This is a genomic window from Anabaena sp. FACHB-595, from assembly GCF_048568275.1.
In the GTDB taxonomy this organism is placed as follows: Bacteria; Cyanobacteriota; Cyanobacteriia; order Cyanobacteriales; family Nostocaceae; genus Trichormus.
Map to the genome: position 1 here is coordinate 156674 of NZ_CP183474.1, position 16918 is coordinate 173591.

At 39.1% G+C, this 16918-nt stretch carries 16 protein-coding genes and 1 pseudogene; 7 read left to right on the forward strand and 10 right to left on the reverse strand.

The genetic code is table 11. From position 1 onward, the window contains the following. The 3 genes from ACN222_RS27595 to ACN222_RS27605 all read right to left on the reverse strand — a co-directional run bounded on the left by ACN222_RS27595 (position 1) and on the right by ACN222_RS27605 (position 3643). Positions 1 to 1224 (reverse strand): RNA-guided endonuclease InsQ/TnpB family protein, encoded by a 1224-nt coding sequence (locus ACN222_RS27595; protein WP_010999715.1) that lies wholly within the window; start codon positions 1222 to 1224, stop codon positions 1 to 3. Between the two features lie 250 nt (positions 1225 to 1474). Further along, complete coding sequence (locus tag ACN222_RS27600; protein WP_096637288.1) at positions 1475 to 2203, reverse strand: Bax inhibitor-1 family protein; 729 nt, start codon at positions 2201 to 2203, stop codon at positions 1475 to 1477. Positions 2204 to 2422: 219 nt separating this feature from the next. Beyond that, a complete protein-coding gene (locus tag ACN222_RS27605) occupies positions 2423 to 3643 on the reverse strand; it encodes an ISL3 family transposase (protein ID WP_010999718.1) in 1221 nt (406 codons plus the stop codon). Between the two features lie 577 nt (positions 3644 to 4220). Between ACN222_RS27605 and ACN222_RS27610 the strand changes: the two genes are divergently transcribed. From ACN222_RS27610 to ACN222_RS27620, 3 genes and pseudogenes are all read left to right on the forward strand, one after another. After that, on the forward strand, positions 4221 to 5027 hold the full coding sequence (locus ACN222_RS27610) for a fatty acid desaturase (protein ID WP_010999719.1): 807 nt from the start codon (positions 4221 to 4223) through the stop codon (positions 5025 to 5027). Positions 5028 to 5043: 16 nt separating this feature from the next. Then, positions 5044 to 5262 (forward strand): annotated as a pseudogene (locus ACN222_RS27615) (dihydroxy-acid dehydratase); the annotation flags it as partial. Between the two features lie 166 nt (positions 5263 to 5428). Continuing rightward, positions 5429 to 5878 (forward strand): VOC family protein, encoded by a 450-nt coding sequence (locus tag ACN222_RS27620; protein ID WP_010999720.1) that lies wholly within the window; start codon positions 5429 to 5431, stop codon positions 5876 to 5878. Between the two features lie 89 nt (positions 5879 to 5967). Here ACN222_RS27620 and ACN222_RS27625 read toward each other — a convergent pair whose 3' ends face one another. After that, positions 5968 to 6423 (reverse strand): hypothetical protein, encoded by a 456-nt coding sequence (locus ACN222_RS27625; protein ID WP_191036600.1) that lies wholly within the window; start codon positions 6421 to 6423, stop codon positions 5968 to 5970. 83 nt (positions 6424 to 6506) lie between these two features. Between ACN222_RS27625 and tnpA the strand changes: the two genes are divergently transcribed. After that, the gene (tnpA, locus tag ACN222_RS27630) at positions 6507 to 6911 is read left to right on the forward strand and encodes an IS200/IS605 family transposase (RefSeq protein ID WP_096637282.1); all 405 of its coding nucleotides are present in this window, start codon (positions 6507 to 6509) and stop codon (positions 6909 to 6911) included. Further along, positions 6895 to 8118: an IS200/IS605 family element RNA-guided endonuclease TnpB gene (tnpB, locus tag ACN222_RS27635; protein WP_010999798.1), complete on the forward strand. Its 1224-nt coding sequence runs from the start codon at positions 6895 to 6897 to the stop codon at positions 8116 to 8118. Before tnpA ends, tnpB begins: the two co-directional genes overlap by 17 nt. Before the next feature lie 33 nt (positions 8119 to 8151). Here tnpB and ACN222_RS27640 read toward each other — a convergent pair whose 3' ends face one another. From ACN222_RS27640 to ACN222_RS27650, 3 genes are all read right to left on the reverse strand, one after another. Further along, complete coding sequence (locus ACN222_RS27640) at positions 8152 to 8703, reverse strand: DUF1349 domain-containing protein (protein WP_010999722.1); 552 nt, start codon at positions 8701 to 8703, stop codon at positions 8152 to 8154. Positions 8704 to 8828: 125 nt separating this feature from the next. Further along, entirely contained in the window at positions 8829 to 9302 is a 474-nt protein-coding gene (locus tag ACN222_RS27645) for a DMT family transporter (RefSeq protein WP_010999723.1), read from the reverse strand. A 19-nt stretch (positions 9303 to 9321) separates the two neighbouring features. Continuing rightward, positions 9322 to 9855 (reverse strand): DMT family transporter, encoded by a 534-nt coding sequence (locus ACN222_RS27650; RefSeq protein ID WP_010999724.1) that lies wholly within the window; start codon positions 9853 to 9855, stop codon positions 9322 to 9324. Positions 9856 to 9924: 69 nt separating this feature from the next. Here ACN222_RS27650 and ACN222_RS27655 point away from each other — a divergent pair, with 69 nt between their 5' ends. Both ACN222_RS27655 and ACN222_RS27660 read left to right on the forward strand, forming a co-directional pair. Further along, positions 9925 to 10434, forward strand: coding sequence for a MarR family winged helix-turn-helix transcriptional regulator (locus ACN222_RS27655; protein WP_010999725.1), 510 nt, complete (start codon positions 9925 to 9927; stop codon positions 10432 to 10434). 211 nt (positions 10435 to 10645) lie between these two features. Then, positions 10646 to 11860, forward strand: coding sequence for a flavin monoamine oxidase family protein (locus tag ACN222_RS27660; protein WP_044523614.1), 1215 nt, complete (start codon positions 10646 to 10648; stop codon positions 11858 to 11860). 344 nt (positions 11861 to 12204) lie between these two features. On the opposite strand, the gene ACN222_RS27665 is transcribed toward ACN222_RS27660, so the two are convergent. From ACN222_RS27665 to ACN222_RS27675, 3 genes are all read right to left on the reverse strand, one after another. After that, complete coding sequence (locus ACN222_RS27665; RefSeq protein ID WP_010999727.1) at positions 12205 to 12663, reverse strand: GNAT family N-acetyltransferase; 459 nt, start codon at positions 12661 to 12663, stop codon at positions 12205 to 12207. Positions 12664 to 12828: 165 nt separating this feature from the next. Further along, positions 12829 to 13668, reverse strand: a complete 840-nt coding sequence (locus ACN222_RS27670; RefSeq protein ID WP_010999728.1) for an SWIM zinc finger family protein — start codon at positions 13666 to 13668, stop codon at positions 12829 to 12831. A 5-nt stretch (positions 13669 to 13673) separates the two neighbouring features. After that, entirely contained in the window at positions 13674 to 16841 is a 3168-nt protein-coding gene (locus ACN222_RS27675; protein WP_010999729.1) for a DEAD/DEAH box helicase, read from the reverse strand. Between the last annotated feature and the right edge of the window lie 77 nt (positions 16842 to 16918).

Here is a 16918-nt window from a genome sequence, read left to right on the forward strand (position 1 = left end):
TCACTGCGAGACTTTCCTCTTTCGCCGAGATGACTTACCTAAAGAAGTCGCCTTCTCCAAGCAGGGGTCAAACTCTCCAGAGGCGTGCTGAATTCCCGAATGTCCATCGGTATTTTTAAATAGTTCTAATCCTTTGTTAAGGATATTAATACTGGCATTTAAGTCACGGCAAGCAGTGTATGAGCAGTTAGGGCAAATATGTGTTCTGGTGCTGAGAGTTTTGTGGACTTGATGCCCACAATTCGAGCAATCGATACTCGTGTACGCGGGTGACACAGCAACAACAACTCGTCCATACACCTTGCCGAAATACTCCAGCCACTGGGTGAAAATACTCCAACTGGCATCAGAAATACTTTTCGCTAGTTTGTGGTTTTTCAGCATATTCCGCACCTGTAAATTCTCATACGCCACAAAGTCTGCCGACTTAATTACGCTCAGTGCTTTCTTAACGCACCAATCTTTACGCTGGCGTTGCAACTTCAGGTGTTTTCTACCCAATCTATTTCGTGCTTTAGCACGATTTTTAGATCCTTTGGCACAATGAGACAATCTACGTTGTGCCTTTTTTAATGCTTTCTCGGATTTGCGTAGAAACCGGGGATTCTCAACTTTGTTGCCATCACTATCTGTGTAGAAATGAGTTAGTCCAAGGTCAAGAGCAAGAGATTTACCAGTGGGTTCTAATTGCTCTTTTCGTTCGTGGTCAATGCAGAATTGGATGTATATTCCATCTGAACGACGCACAATTCTGACTCGCTTTATTTGTTTTACTTGATAGTAATTTAAGTCACGGGTTCCCCTCAATTTCATCGTTCCAATTCCCAACTTATCTGTGAATGTTATATAGTTGCGGCAATCGGATAGTGACCAACCACTTTGCTTGTATTCAACAGATGCTCTGGTTTGGAGTTTACGAAAACGAGGAAAACCCTTTTTGCCCGGAATCTTGTTTTTGCAATTATCAAAAAACCGTGCAATTGCTGCCCAGGCACGTTCTGCCATCGCCTGCCTTGCCGATGAGTTTAATTTTGATACCCAAGGAAACGCAGGATTATCTGACAGAACTTTCGTATATTTATTCAAATCGTAACCGTTCTTCGCATGACCATCTATCCAATAGCGCAAGCAAGAGTTTCTAACAAAAAGAGCAGTTCTCAAAGCTTCATTCACTTTGAGTAACTGCTCTTTTGTTGCTTTTGCTTTTGCTTCGTAGATTATCATGTGTTAGCTGAATTACTATCAAGTAGTCTACCATATTTACTATTAAAAACTCAACTATCCCTGGCACTTATCTCGCTACGCTCGATTTCGTTCCAGGGGTGTTTCGTTTTTAACCGCTACACGACCCCAGGTGCAGCGATAGCGGAACCTGGGGTCTTGTAGCGGTTAAGATAAAAAAACCGTGGTTAAATTTTTAGCAACCACGGTTTTTACTTGATAAAACTTTACTTGTGTTAGCGTCTACAGACAATTAATCGCGGCCATTGATGGCAATTAGCAACCGCAAGATAAAGACGAACAAGTTGATGTAAGTAAGGTACATCGACAAAGCAGCAGGCAGATATTGGTCATCGCTGTAAGTACGGGGCAAGATGTAGAAATCAACAACAGAAACCCCAACAAACAGGAATACTCCTAAACCGGAGATGGCGATTTCTAACCAATTTGGCGTGTAAACACCAAACATGGCAAACCCAAATTGGACAAGGCATACAACCAGCAAGGCGATAACGCCGAGATTGATGGTTTTTGTCAAAGCCATGCCATCTTGTTCAGAAAGATTTGAACCAATTTGACGAGCAGCAATAAAGGTAACGCCACAACCAAGGGCAGCTAAACCAATACCTTGAATGCCAACACCTTGGGATCTCAAAGCGACATAAACCAAGCCACTGAGAGTATACCCAGACAAGAGACTGTAAGTTGCCAGCAGGGGTAGTGCAAGACCCTTGTTACCTTTTTGGGCCACATTTTGGGCCACAAAGAACAAAATTAACTCTACAATCACCGCACCAATGAAGGTAGGAAAGAATATTCCGGGGTTAGTACGGATAACTCCCAAACCGCCGTAGGTTCCTAATGCGGTTAGCACCAATCCACCACCGACGTAGGGAAGGGCGTTGGCAATTACGTTTGGGCCAACGAGGGCGTGAGATTTAGCCTCACGGATAGCTTCACGAAAATTACTGGTATTGCTCATATTGAAAAACTGTTTTTTAGGAAAACGTTGTGCTTATTCCTATTGTTACCAATCTTTGCGGTTAATAGCCAAGGATTTAATCTTGTTGCAAAATCTGAAAGGTAGCTTCGTTGTTAAAAATTGGAATCCTCAGAGAATGATGATTCCACAGGATCTTTAATACTGATAGCATACTCTTTAGTGAGACAAGAGCAAGAATATCGGGTTCTTGCGCCTGTTTTATGGAGAATTAATACTAAAGTGCCAGTTTAATAAACTGCGTAAACGGAAATTGTTGAAGTTACGGAAACCATATCCAAGACGTTTAATCAGCTTAAGTTTATTATTAATACCTTCTACAGTACCACTGGTAGTTCTACCATCAAAATAACCAACTATTTCCCCAAACCATCTAATCATTGTTCCGATAGATTTGGGAAAAAGTAGCATGGCATCATACATCCAATCCAATAATTGAATGATGCTATCTCCCCAATATGTGTGAGATTCAAAGATTTGTCTAAATTTTTCTTTCAAGGAGTGCATCTTTGCTAGAGTTGGTGATACTTCTTGGACAGCTTTCAGTCTGATTTTTTGCTCTTCGTTTAACGAGTCTTCATTTTTAATCAAGCTATATTTACTTTTATTTAATCCCGCTAATATTCGTTCTTTTTCTGATTTATCTTCTAAAGACATTGCTGCTTTTTTCTCGGATTTACGTATTGTATCTAATTCATCATTTACCTGTTTCATCACATGAAACCTATCAGCAGTTATATTTGCATTGGGCATTAATTCTTCGACTAGACTTTTATAAGGAGACCACAGGTCTATACTCACTTCTTGGATTTGCTCAAGTACCTTTAATCCCCATCCTTTCATGACTTCACCGATTTCTTCTATCCTTCTTGTCTTCACTATCTCAATTGGTTTACGAGTATCTAAATCTACTATTACTGCCAGATAATTTCCTTGCCCTTTCACTAAGGCTATTTCATCTATTCCTAACCTTTTTAATCCTCTTAAATTTATCTTCTGTATTTGGGTTACTTGCCTTTTTAACATCGATTCTACTTCCTCATCACTGAGGTCGTTTCTTTTAGCCACGCTATGAATGTTGCTATTCAATACTTGCTCTACTATGTTAGCTGCTAATCTTTTTGTATATCCTTTGCTCTTTTCTACAAACTCTAGTTTCTCACTAAACACTTTTTTACACTTATGGCATTTAAATTGACGACGATTTATTTTTAACAGAACTGGTTTTTCACTCCACGGTAAATCGTGAATCATTCGCCAATGGTCTTGGTGTATACTTTGAGTTACATTTCCACAATTTGGACAGCTACAATGGTTGACGGCTTTTTCGATTGTGATAATTATTCCTGCTCCTTCCACTTCTTGACAATCTAACACTTTCGTCTCTGGTAGATTGAGGATTTGCTCTACGGGAAATTTCATAACTATCGCCGCCAATTCCTGTGCTTGATCTATAATTATCTTACTTTCGGTAATTAAACATACCTTCAAAGCTGTAAAGTATTGTATCTACTCTAGTTTAGGCTTCAATCTTTATAAATTTTATCCATTAATTTTCATTACTTTTTGCTTTCTCCATAAAATATCCGAAAGAACCGAATATCGTAAACTACCAATTTGATACCATTTCCCGAAAAATCTCATACAGATGTAAACTCTAAAAGCTGCTGCATCTAGGTTTTTTAATTGCGTTAGCGGGGCGGGGCGGGAACATCGTTGCGAATTGTGAATTAGTAAGACACTCCCTTTGAGTGGGCGCGACGGCAGCAAATCGTACTGGCGATATCTGATGGGGTCGTGTATATGCGCTTGGGGTAGGCTGTAGATTTACAACAGATAATGCGGCGATATCTTATAACTTAAAAAGTGGAAAATGAATTTTTGATTTGTTTTATTAAAGGATAAATCTGATTACAAATAAATATTTTATACTCCGCTTTAAATTATAAAAGCTTAATGTAAAATTCAAATAAGCAATTTATTTTTATATACGTATATCATGTACAAAAATAGTGGTAGATGTCTAGATGAGTATATGGTTAATGATGATGATGCTAGCCAATATCTGCGTGAATGTGCTATAGCTGCTCTTATAATAGTAGGAGCTTACACTTTATTTATAACTGAACTTATTTCTAGTTTAATTTTATTTATAATTGTTGCTGTTACTTTACCTCGTTGGATTATTAATGTCCATGAACTGCTTCATGCTAAAAGCAGCGAGCAGATAAATGGAATCATCAGATGTTTAGGAATTAGTCCTGTTCCACTCTCTATTTTTACATTAAGCTATCAGCAGATTCATGAAATTCATCTAGCTCATCATCGCCATGCTGCAACAGAATCTGACCCAGATGCTTACCATATTAGAGGAAATTTATTCCTTATCATATTAAACTCTTTGACTACACCAGAGCAAAGCTTTCTCCGTTGGGTGAAAATAAATGGATTTAGTCCTCAACTAGGGATTGATTTGCTAATTAAATTATTATTTTTAGTAATATTAGCTTTATTAGGTGGAAAAAAGTTTTTATTTTTTTTGTTATTTATCAGAATTGTATATGGACTAGGTGACTTAGTGTTTTTTCGTCTTGTTCATCATCAGAAAGGCGAATACGGAACATTTGAAATGAAACTTCCCAGTATTATTACAACATGGGGAGAGCGAATTTTTGGGCGGACTGTGATTCAAGCAACAATTAATCATGATGTCCATCATCAAAATCCTCGAATTGCCGCACATAATCTGGCAAAAGTTAGAGAACATATCATGGTTTCATGTTGCTCCAGAAGCAGCAGTGGGTAGTGCGTAGGCGTAGCCCGCCGTAGGCATCGCTCTTGTAGAAGAAGGCGATAGTATTACCATTGATGCACCTGCACGTCTCTTGCAGTTGAACATATCTGATCATGAATTAGCTCGTCGTCGTGCTAGTTGGCAACCTCCTGTACCACGTTACACTAAAGGCGTGTTGGCGAAATATGCCAAATTGGTATCTTCTAGCAGTATCGGTGCTGTGACAGATTTGGATTTGTTCAATTGATATATAGGAGACATCCCCAGAAATTAGGTTTTCACCAAGATAAGATAAAGGTTTCAGCTTCTTTTTCGGAGATGTCTAGGGTAATTGATACAGAGTTTTAAGATTGCAGAAAATGTAGTTAGCCTAAACTATAATACGTTTGTACTAACTTATCTCTGCAACAATTATGGCAGTTAAACCTATTCCATCCGGTTATCATACTGTTACACCGTATCTTTTTGTCGAAGGCGCAGCAACCTTAATCGAGTTTCTCAAACAGGGTTTTGCAGCCAAGGAAATTCGTCGTACTTTACATCCAGAAGGCAGCATCATGAATGCTGAAGTCAAAATTGGCGACTCAGTAATAATGTTGAGTGAAGCAAGGTGTGAATTTAAGCCAATGCCAAGCTCCATTTACCTCTATGTGGAGAATACGGACACAACTTATGACAATGCTCTCAAAGCGGGTGCTATTTCAATGATGCAGCCAAATGATGAATTTTGGGGCGATCGCCATGCGGCTGTGAAAGACCCAAACGGAAATTATTGGTGGATTGCGACTCATCAAGAGGATGTTTCATCCGAAGAAATTGAACAACGAATTAAAGTCTTATTTGGCAGCAAAGAAGAAGTTTAATTCAGCATCCCAACTATAGCAATCAGCTTTGATTTTTGACATCATCCCACCGCTATACCCACAAGGGTTAGCGGGGGACTATTTGCGAACTACGGCTCTATTCCTTCATCAATCCAAATCTGAAAATCATAGAAATGTTGAAGCGATCTCTTTAGCAAAAATCTTCCTTCAAGAACAATTACATCCACGTTAAAAAATTGATAATAATAGGTTTGCGGTATACCTGTAATTCCTGTTAAAAGCGTCGTTAAATTAATCATACGCTGATTTTTTAACGGCAGGATCAATTGCTGGAATAGAGCATCAAAGTTAAAAGCATGATGGTAAAAATGCGTTGCTGGATTCTCAGAATTAAATCGCTCAGTCGGGAGCTTATGCCAAGCATCTAAATTAATGGAAACAGCATGAACACTTTGCTCATTGAGAGCAATTATTAATTTTTCAGTAATATAACCTTTGCCAGAACCATCAATACCACTGACAGCAACTAAAAAACCTCTATCTACTGACAATTCTGCTTGCTTTTTGATTTCTGCAAGCCGCACACTCGTGACTTCTAGTCATGAGTTAGGCGCTCCATATTTCCATATTTTGTCTTACTATGGTCATGCACATGGTAAGATGAATTATGGAAGTAAAGCACGGTAGAGGTTACGTTTATGCAATTGAGTATCATATCGTATGGTGTGTTAAGTATAGGCATAAGGTACTGAAAGATGAAATAGCTGACTTTCTGAAAGAAGTTCTAGTTGAGACGGCAATTCTTTACAAATTCAAGGTTGAGAGTCTTGAGGTAGTAGAAGACCATGTTCATGTTTTAGTGTCTGCAACGCCTCAGCACACCATCCCTAATATAGTCAAAATGCTAAAGGGAATATCAGCTAGGAAATTGTTTTTAAAGTTTCCTCAACTCAAGAAAAAGCTATGGGGAGGTCATCTCTGGAATCCTAGTTATTTTGTAAGTACTGTTTCAGATAATACAGAAGCACAAGTCAAAAAGTACATAGAAAACCAAAATGCAGAGAGCGTTTAAAGTTACACTCATTCCTAATCACAATCAAGAGGTCTTAATCAATAAGAGTATTGGTTGTGCAAGGTTTGTGTATAACCACTTTCTGGCATTAAAGCAAGAGCTATATCAGTCCGAACAGAAAACATTAAACTATAACGCTTGTAGTCAACGTTTAACTTTACTCAAGAAAGAAATTGAATGGTTGAAGGAAGTAGATAAGTTTGCCTTACAGAATTCGCTCAAGAATTTAGAGACAGCATACAAAAACTTTTTTGCTGACTTAAAGAAGGTCAAAGGCAAAAAAGGAGTAGGCTTTCCCAAGTTTAAAAAGAAGCATGGTTGCAAGCAGTCTTACAAGACGAATTTAACAAACGGTAACATCCAGGTAATAGAGAATCGTTTAAAGCTTCCGAAGTTAGGGTGGGTGAAGTTTCATAAGTCCCAAGAAGTTACCGGAAAGCTTATAAACGTTACCATAACTCGGACTTCTTCTGGTAAATATGTTGCTAGTATTCTGTGTGATACAGAGATTGAGAAACATCCCCAAGTTAGTCAAAATATTGGCATAGACTTAGGCATAAAGTCTTATCTCGTTACTAGTAATGGGGAAGTCGTAGATAATCCCAAATATTACCGGACTCAAACTCGTAAATTACGTAAAGCACATAAAAAATTATCCCGCAGTGTAAAAGGCAGTACTAATCGAGTCAAAGCGAAAATCAAGCTGGCTCGTAGCTACGAAAGAATTACCAATCTCAGAGATGACTTTCTGCACAAGCTGTCAACTCGTCTAATCAAAGAAAACAGTATTATCTGTATTGAGGATTTGCGAGTTGCCAACATGGTAAAAAACCATAAATTATCATTGAGTATTTCAGACGCTAGTTGGTCTAAGTTCGTTGCCATGCTTGAATATAAAGCTTTTTGGCATGACAGAATTGTGCAGAAGGTTGGTACGTTTTATCCCTCCTCTCAGACTTGTAATCATTGTGGTTTTATCAACCCTTTGGTCAAAGATTTAAAGTTACGTGAATGGGCTTGTCCTGGTTGTAGTGGTTACAATTTGAGAGACAATAACGCAGCGTTGAACATATTAGGTGAGGGATTGAGATTAATAGCCGCCGTGGGTATCCCGGAGGCTCTAAACGCCTGTGGAGAACTCGTCAGTCCTGGAGCAATTCAGGCAGAGATCGTTGAAGCAGGAATCACGCGACTTCAAGTCGTGTGAGGTTCAAGATAGAATCAGCTAAATCTTGAATATTCATGATAATTTTTCGCCTTTTTTTGTTAATTGATAATCCTCAAAAATTACCTCATATCCATTTCCTTGTGGTGATGCACACATGATTCCGACTTGAATGTCTAGCGCGACTGGAAAATAAGCCATTCTAAATGGAACATAGCGAGAATATTCATCTAAATAAGCAATATGAATTGCCTCTTGGCATCGCTCAACCCGTACCTGAAAAATGTTAGGAGGATTTAACAGAGGTGTGAATGACCAATCTGAATAGTTGTGAGTGACAACAGCACTCAGATTTTGTACTCCATCTACATACTCAATCCCAGTTTTGATCCAATGTTGCTCGTCAGCACGAATCATAATTCCTGCTTGGTCGTATAAGTCTTTATAGTTTCCTTTTATCTTGACATCGACCACAAAATCTGTACTCACTCGGTCAAAATAGAAATGTCCGCTATCACGAATAAAACCATAGTGAGTTATACGCCAAAAATCTGTTTTTGGTGAGGTTGTAACTATAATTTTCTGATCTGAATGCGACCAATTAGGAGGTTCATTAAGCCATTCCATAGTTTTTATTGCAATTTTAGATGTAAAGGAATAAAGGGAGAAACGATGTTCCTATATGGTTGTGGAATTTTACTGTGAGTAACTGAATTTTAAAAAATCCCCGTCGTTCAACTTTATTTAAGGTACTACTTGAAGCTTTGGTCAGAATAGTTTTTGTCCAATTGATTAATTGCGATTGCTACTACTAATGTGGCTATTCCTAATATCTTGGGTGTGGTAATCGGATATTTAATAGCACAGAACCATCCCAACTGATCAATTACCAGTGACATAAACATCTGGCTAAAGACGACAACTAAAGTAGTTGTTGTTAAACCCAATTTAGGAACTATTAAGGTACTTAAGGTTACGAAGATTGCACCTAATAAACCACCTAAAAATGCCCACCAAGGAGTAACAGAAAGTAAGTCAAGTTTATAGGGTTTGAAAATACCAAGTACTAGCAGCAATGTGAGAATACTAAACCCAACTACAAAATTAATTGTTGCTGATGCTATTGGAGAGTCGAGTATTGTCTTTAATTGAGCATTAGCAGCTGCGCCAATTGTTGAAAAGCCACCAGCCGAACCAGCACCAAGTAATGCTAAGAAGATTTCCATAAGATGATATTGAAAAGTATTAGGTTGGTAGCGAAAGCAAAAAAATTGCCACAATTAACAGCCCCATCACAAGGCGACGATTAGCACTCAGGCGACGGCGGTTAACTCCCAACCAGCCAAAATGGTCAGTCACTAAGCCAGCGATCGCTTGTCCACAAATAATTAACCCCTGAGTTAAGGTAGTCCCCAAAATAGAGGTGAAATAAGCACTGGAGGTAATATACCAAACTCCAAATAAACCACCCATTAGACTCCATCGAGGAGCTTTGGCTAAAGCAGACCAATCTGGATGACCAAACCAACCTGTGCATAACAAACTAATCAATGCAATTGAGCCGACAAGGTAAGAAATATCTGCGGCTAGGGGTACAGAATTGAGCGATCGCGCTAATTGAGCATTGAGATTGCTTTGAATCGGCAAGATAGCACCGTTCAGCAATGCTAGTAGAACATACAAGTAGCTTTGACCATTAGGGACAGACCCCCGGAGAACTAGACGTATGGGTGTCATGGCTGTTGTTTTATGAGGAGAATAGAGGATGCCTGTAAACATATCTTGATATCAAGATACTTAAAATAAAGATAAAAGTCAAGAATCTCGATGTCAAGATAAAATGGCAATATGAACAAAGATCGAATTGACATCATTCTTGAGGAATGGCAACAGGAGTTGCCGCAGTTGGATACCTCAGCAGTAAGCATAACTGGGCGAGTACTACGAATTGCCCGTCTTCTGGAAAAACACCGAGAAAGTATACTGATTGAGTATGGCTTGAACGTGTGGTCATTTGATGTGTTAGCCACACTGCGACGACAGGGACAACCTTTTCGATTGAAACCGACTGAACTCTATAGTTTGCTCATGCTGTCTTCCGGCGCAATGACAAACCGGATTGACCGTCTAGAACAAGATGGCATAGTAATACGTGTCCGTGATGCAGAGGATCGGCGCAGCGTCATGGTGCAACTGACTCCCAAAGGAATACAGCTTGCGGATACTGTGATGCCTATTTTGTTTGAGAAAGAGAAACAGGTGTTATCTCAATTCACAGCTAATGAATTGCAATTATCCATCCCCATGCTGCGTAAGCTACTTATGTTACTTGAACAAGATGCGAAATCAGTATCTTAAGTAAATCGGATTTTAGGGGATATTGCCTGGTCAGACAAGGGTGGAAACTGGTTGAAAGTCAGTAAGCATGATTTTTTATGTATCGTTATGCCAAATTGACTTGATTGAGGATGTAAAGTTGTAACGCAAAGAGCGTTAAACTTAGATGCAGCACAGGGAATTTACAGGCTGTATTCATACAAGCTGTCGTTTGCCAATTAGTTTCATCTTTATGTTTAACCTGAATCGTCGTCAGTTTTTATTGCGGAGTACTCTCGCCATCGCCGCAACTGTTAGTTACGATCATGTACAAGCTCAAAAACCAAAATCCCCTGGGACATTGCCCAAGGGATTACCACGTCGAAAGGTGATCGTTGTCGGTGCGGGTATTTCTGGTTTAGTCGCAGCGTATGAATTAACAGCCGTTGGTCATGATGTCACCCTTTTAGAAGCAAGCAAACGTATAGGTGGTAGAGTGTTAACCCTGCGAGGAGCCTTTCAAGGAGAGGATTTATTAGAACTTGGAGCGGCTAGAATACCATCAAATCATCATTTAACCTTTGGTTATATCAAACATTTTGGTTTAAAACTTTCACAATTTGCGCCGGCAGACGGGAAATACCTGACCATCAAAGACGGAAAGCGTCTGTTAATTCCAGCGAAAGTACTATTTCAAAATCAACCACAAATCCGTCCCCAAGAGATTCAAAAACTGACGGATGGATTTGATTTACTTCCTAAAGCATTTGCCCAAGCATTGACAAAAGAAATTAAACTTGATGAGCCTGTTGCTCGGATTGTACAAACCTCTAATGGAGTTGAAGTGTCGTGCTTATCAGGGCAACGATATCTTGGTGATTATGTGTTATGCACTGTCCCATTAACCGTTTTAAACCAGATTACTTTCTCACCTGAACTATCTGAGGAAAAAAAACAGGCGGCGGCTGGAGGATATAACTATCGAGCAGCAACTCGTGGATTTGTAAAATTTCCTAACCGATTCTGGGAAAGAGAAAACTTAAATGGTTGGGGATTTTTCGACGATGAAGAACTGTGGCATACTACTTGGGACAGACCTGAAAAAACTGGCATTCTTCATGCTTATCTCAAAGGAGAAAAAGGTCTGGAGATCGATGGCTTTGAAGGGAAAACTCAGCAGCAAAAATTGCTCCAGCATTGGGAGAAGATTCTGCCTGGGGTAAGTAATTACTCTGTGCGCTCATATTTTCATTCCTGGACAAAAGATATTTGGTCAAAAGGAGGCTGGGCTTATCCTACAGATGAACAGGAAAAGAAACTATTTCCCGAATTAGGTAAGTCAGAAGGAAAAATTTATTTCGCTGGAGAACATACTTCCAAAACTAGAGGCTGGCTTCAGGGAGCATTAGAATCTGGACTTAAGGCGGCTCAAGAAATTCACTTTGCTGGCTCTACCGCTCCTCGATAAAAAGTAAAAATTCAGAACCCAGGCGGTCGCCGAGCGCAGTCGAGGTGATTCAGAAGCAATGCTCTAAGCTTGTCGAAGGGTCAGAATTTAGAAGTATTTAGCAAATAGACTCATCCGCAAATGGTAAATGCTTCAGTAACTGGGTTGGACGAATTTGGATGTGATAGGCGATCGCCAACCAAGGAACTATCGAGGCCTCTGCTGCTAATATTGAATGCGAATTTGAATACAGAATCTTTAACTGAATCAAACTATTTTGACCGAAAAAGCCAATAAATTGATTGTGATCTGAGCTTCGGAAATTCCGACTCTGCTCCAGAATTAGCAAATAGCTGAATCCTTATTCAAACTTCTCCATTCAGGAGCTTCGTCATTAGAAAACGCTCGTGTTTTTGATAGCCAACTCGATGATAAAGGCGTTGGGCGTTTGGGTTTTCAAAATCTACCTCCAGATGAAGGGCTTGAACTCCTAGACTATGGCAAATTTTCTCTGCAAACATCAAAGTCTGCGTACCAATACCTTGTCCTCGATGCTTTGGACGAATATAAAATTCATCTATAAAAGCATCTCTACCTCGGTATTCTAGGCTGTACCCTAACGTCAAAACAATATAGCCAATGACCTCATCCTCTTTCCTAATCAACCATATTTGTCCAAAAGAGTCATTACTCAAAAACTGTATGAGTACATGGCGATCGCTAGTTTTGTCAAATGGTAACTTTTCGGTTTCATGAAACTCTTCAACTAGTTCCAAAACAAGATTTAGATCGCAAAATGCGGCTTTTTGATAGTTAATATTCATAATATACCTTGCGCTTAGTTATCCAACAGTCCAAAGCTTAGGATTAATAATTCGCGTTGCATCGGTTTGAGAGGTAGGAGTGTCTAGCAATAGTGCAGAGGGCTTAAGCGCGTTACTGATTGTTCAGTTGGCTTGGTTCTCCAAAGCGATTAACCATCAAAACATTCATATTAGGCTTTGATTTTTAGTTTTGACTCTTTGATAAAGTTCTTCCATTGTTTCTATAAAGGAATTATCTTTGTGCCAGAAAGCTGGGAAGTCTCCTTCCTTTTTAACTAAAATTGCTGAAACTCCGCTATCATTGGCGACTTCAATAGTAGATGGTAAACGTTTTGCACCTAACCAAAACTCTCTTAAGTGTGGCTTGTCCGTAACAGTTTGTTTTTCAGGCGTTGTGTAAAAAGATTGACTCGGTTCAATAGCCCATTCTTGTTCATCTAAAACTGTAGATAGTGCTTTACCTAAAGGTGAATCAGCTAGTTTAGCTTGTAATTCTACTTTGGTAAGCCCCCTTAATTCAAATAGTAAAAAGGGGTTGCTATCAAGTTGAGAAGCTACTAAATAATAAACTCCAGCTATGTGCTTACAAGGGTTAGCATAATCTGGACAAGAACATTTAGTTTTAAAGTCATTGCTACTATGCGGTAATAAGTGTAACCCCATTTGAGAGAATATTTCTTCAATATTTTCAGGAACTTCGTTTAATAATAACCGCGAAACAATACTCGCTTTGGAAGAAATATTTTTGATGGCTTCATTCCAACGGGTTTTGGCAATGGGGGTAATTTCAATGACTATATTATATGTGGGTTCTTTGTAAACTCCAAAATAAGGATTCACTGAACCTCTAACTTTAGCTGTGATGATATTTTTACCAATATCAAAGCTTTTAACTTTACCACCACGAGCATAGGAGCGTCCTCTTTGTAGGCGACCATCATCGGTAAAATCTTCTAGTGCTTTGATAAAGCGATCGCCCCACCAAGTTCTGCTAAACTTATTCATAATATCTACTCCATAATTGTGCTTTTATTCAAGGCAATTAGTTTCTTAAAGGCTTCGTTATCTAATTCGGTTAGCCACGATTCATCACTACCAACTACGGCGGAAGAAAGTTTTTTCTTATCTTCAATCATTTGGTCGATTCTTTCTTCTAAAGTCCCAAGGGCGACAAATTTATGTACAAACACATTTTTTTTCTGACCTATGCGAAAAGCGCGGTCTGTGGCTTGGTCTTCAACGGCTGGATTCCACCAACGGTCAAAATGAAAGACGTGGTTGGCTTTAGTTAAAGTAATCCCCACGCCGCCAGCTTTTAGGGAAAGGACAAATACAGATGCTTCCGTATCAGGATTTTGAAAGTCACTAATCATTTGTTCCCGACGTTGGCGACTTGTACCCCCATGTAGGTAGTAGGTATTGCAATGTAAGTTGTGTTTGAGATATTTTTCTATTTGTTCGCAGACTTCTGTAAATTGACTAAATATTAAAAGACTTTCTCCTTCAGAAATGGCTTCATCTACCATTTCGACTAAGCGGGAAAGTTTGTGCGAGCGCTCCGGTAAAAATTCGCTATTATCTTGGAGGAACTGTCTGGGATGATTGCAAATCTGTTTTAATTTCATCAGCGTTGAGAGAATTAAACCTTTGCGTTGTATTCCCTCAGCTTCTTGCAATTTTTCTTCCACATCTCTGACTACCACTTCATATAGCGAAGCCTGTTCTTTGGTGAGGTTGGTATAGAGTTTTTGTTCAACTTTATCTGGTAAGTCTTTAATAATTGATTGGTCTGTTTTGACCCGTCGTAAAATTAACGGTTCAACCAGTTTCTTTAAGGTAGTCGATTTTACTTTATCGTTGTCCTTCTGGATGGGAATTTCAAAGGATTTGCGAAACTGTGCTTCTTTCCCTAAATAACCGGGATTGAGAAAATTAAAAATTGACCACAAATCAAGTAAGCGGTTCTCAACTGGTGTACCAGTTAAAGCTAGACGGTGTTTAGCACTGAGTTTGAGTATAGCTTTAGTCTGCGCTGCTTTGGGATTTTTAATGTTTTGTGCTTCATCTAAAACTAACCGTTGCCATGTCACACTATTTAGGAGTTTTTCATCTAAGCGAGCCAAAGTAAAGGAACTTATCACCACATCATGCTGTTGACAGGCGGACTTAAACTCCGCAGCATCTTGCAGGCGATCGCTACCATGATGCACCATAGTTTTTAAATGGGGTGCAAACTTAGCAATTTCTCTTTGCCAGTTACCAACAACCGAAGTCGGCGCAATTAATAATGTCGGTAATGGGGAACTTTGGCTATCTTTCTCCTGTACTAATCTCGCAATTACCTGCACGGACTTACCCAGTCCCATATCATCGGCTAAACAGCCATTTAATCCCAATTTTTCTAAATATTGTAACCAGGCTACACCCCGCTTTTGATATTCTCGCAGGTTGCCTTGCAAATTTAAGTCTTCAGAAATTGGCTCTAGCTGACTCTTATCTTGTAACTTTGCCATTATTTCTGATAAAGCTGCATCATATTCAATTTCCCAGTCATCTTCCCCTTGGGCGCTGCGTTGCATGAACTCTAACAAGCTCATTTGGGGCTGTTCATCGCCGTGGGACTGCCAAAATTCTAATAACTGCTGCATTTTATCCCGGTCTAATTCCATCCATTGACCGCGAAAATGCACTAGTGGTGCTTTAGTATTAATCAATTGTTCCCATTCTTGAGGTGTGAGAGTTTGCTCTCCAATTGCTAATTCATACTGATACTGCACTAGTGAATCTAAACCGAAATAACTTTTGCTTTCCCCTACCGTAGCAGCTACCTTGCGACCACTAGAAGCTTTGAGGCGGATTTTCGCACGACGACGACCAGCCGGAGTATACCAAGCCGGGACAATGACCTTAAATCCTGAGTCTTCCAACACCCAAGCACTATCTTTGAGAAAATCAAACGCCTCATCTAAACTTAGCTGCATTCCTGTGGGAGAGTCCGTTTCTAAACCTTGCCAAAGTTTGGGATACATTCTTGCTGCATAGCCTAAATTCAGCAGTAAATTAGTATCGAAATCTTTGCCAAACTCTTTATGTACACCAGCTTTGGTTTTGGAATTCATTATCCAGTAATCTGCCAAAGCTAATTTTAGAGACGGATCTTTTTTACTTGATACTAAAAATTGCATCTGCCAATTGTCAATTTGTTCAGCATCAGGTGAATGTAATTGGAAGCAAAGATGAAATGGTGATTCAGCTTGAGTACGGATAATCCTGTTTTTCCATCCCAACCACTGCTGATACTCTTGGAGAGCAGTATGGGTTTTGAGTGGGTTGTGTTTTTGGGGATAAAGACAATAGTGAATTAAAGAATCATCAATTTGTTTTTCAAATGCTGCGGTCAATGGTGTCTTACTCACTAAATTATTAAGCAGATACTCGCTGAAGTGGCGTAATAGAGTTTCTGGAGCAAAAAATTCTAATTTATCAGTTTGTGTGCTGTTACCTGCTACACAAATCAATGGCATATATTCAATATATTTTTGAATATTGGCTTCGTATTGCTCGGAAATTATTTCCCAACCAGCATATATTTCAAATCCTGGGGGTGGTTGTTTAGGTTTTTTCTTTGTAGTCGCTGCGTTCGCTCTATATTTTAAAGATGGAATATATTGATCCTTAGTAATTATTTGTCTAAATGATTGCGTATAATGATACCAAAATAATAAATCTGACCCTAATTGAAATTCACTAGCATTGTACAGGGCTAAAAAATGAATATCTTTGAGTAATTTAATAATATTAATTGCTATCACTGCTTTCACAGAAGTAACAGTTTCATAACAAGTTACCTGCCAATATTGAAAATTTTCATACTCTTCAGGAACTTCTACTTCTAAATATTTGACTAACTCTGGTGAAGGTAATGGCTCATTATTAGCAGTTGGTAGGGCAAAATATTTAGAACATATCCGTTGTTTTAATTGCGCTTCAGTTTCTTTAATCCCCAAAGTTTGAGTCAGAAAATTGAGTAATTCAAGAGAAGATAGATGTCCGGGATGAACTTGTGTATGAGTACGCTTTTTGTTATTAATCGGAGTTTCTACCCATAGATAAAATGCTCCAGACTGCACAAAATCGCTATATTGGTTTGGTATCCACGAGCCATGAAGGACTTTCATCAGAACCTCCGTTGAGTCCTACCTTTGAAACAAGAGTGCCAGAATGGCGTTTCCAAAAAAGGTGACGTTTGTTGATT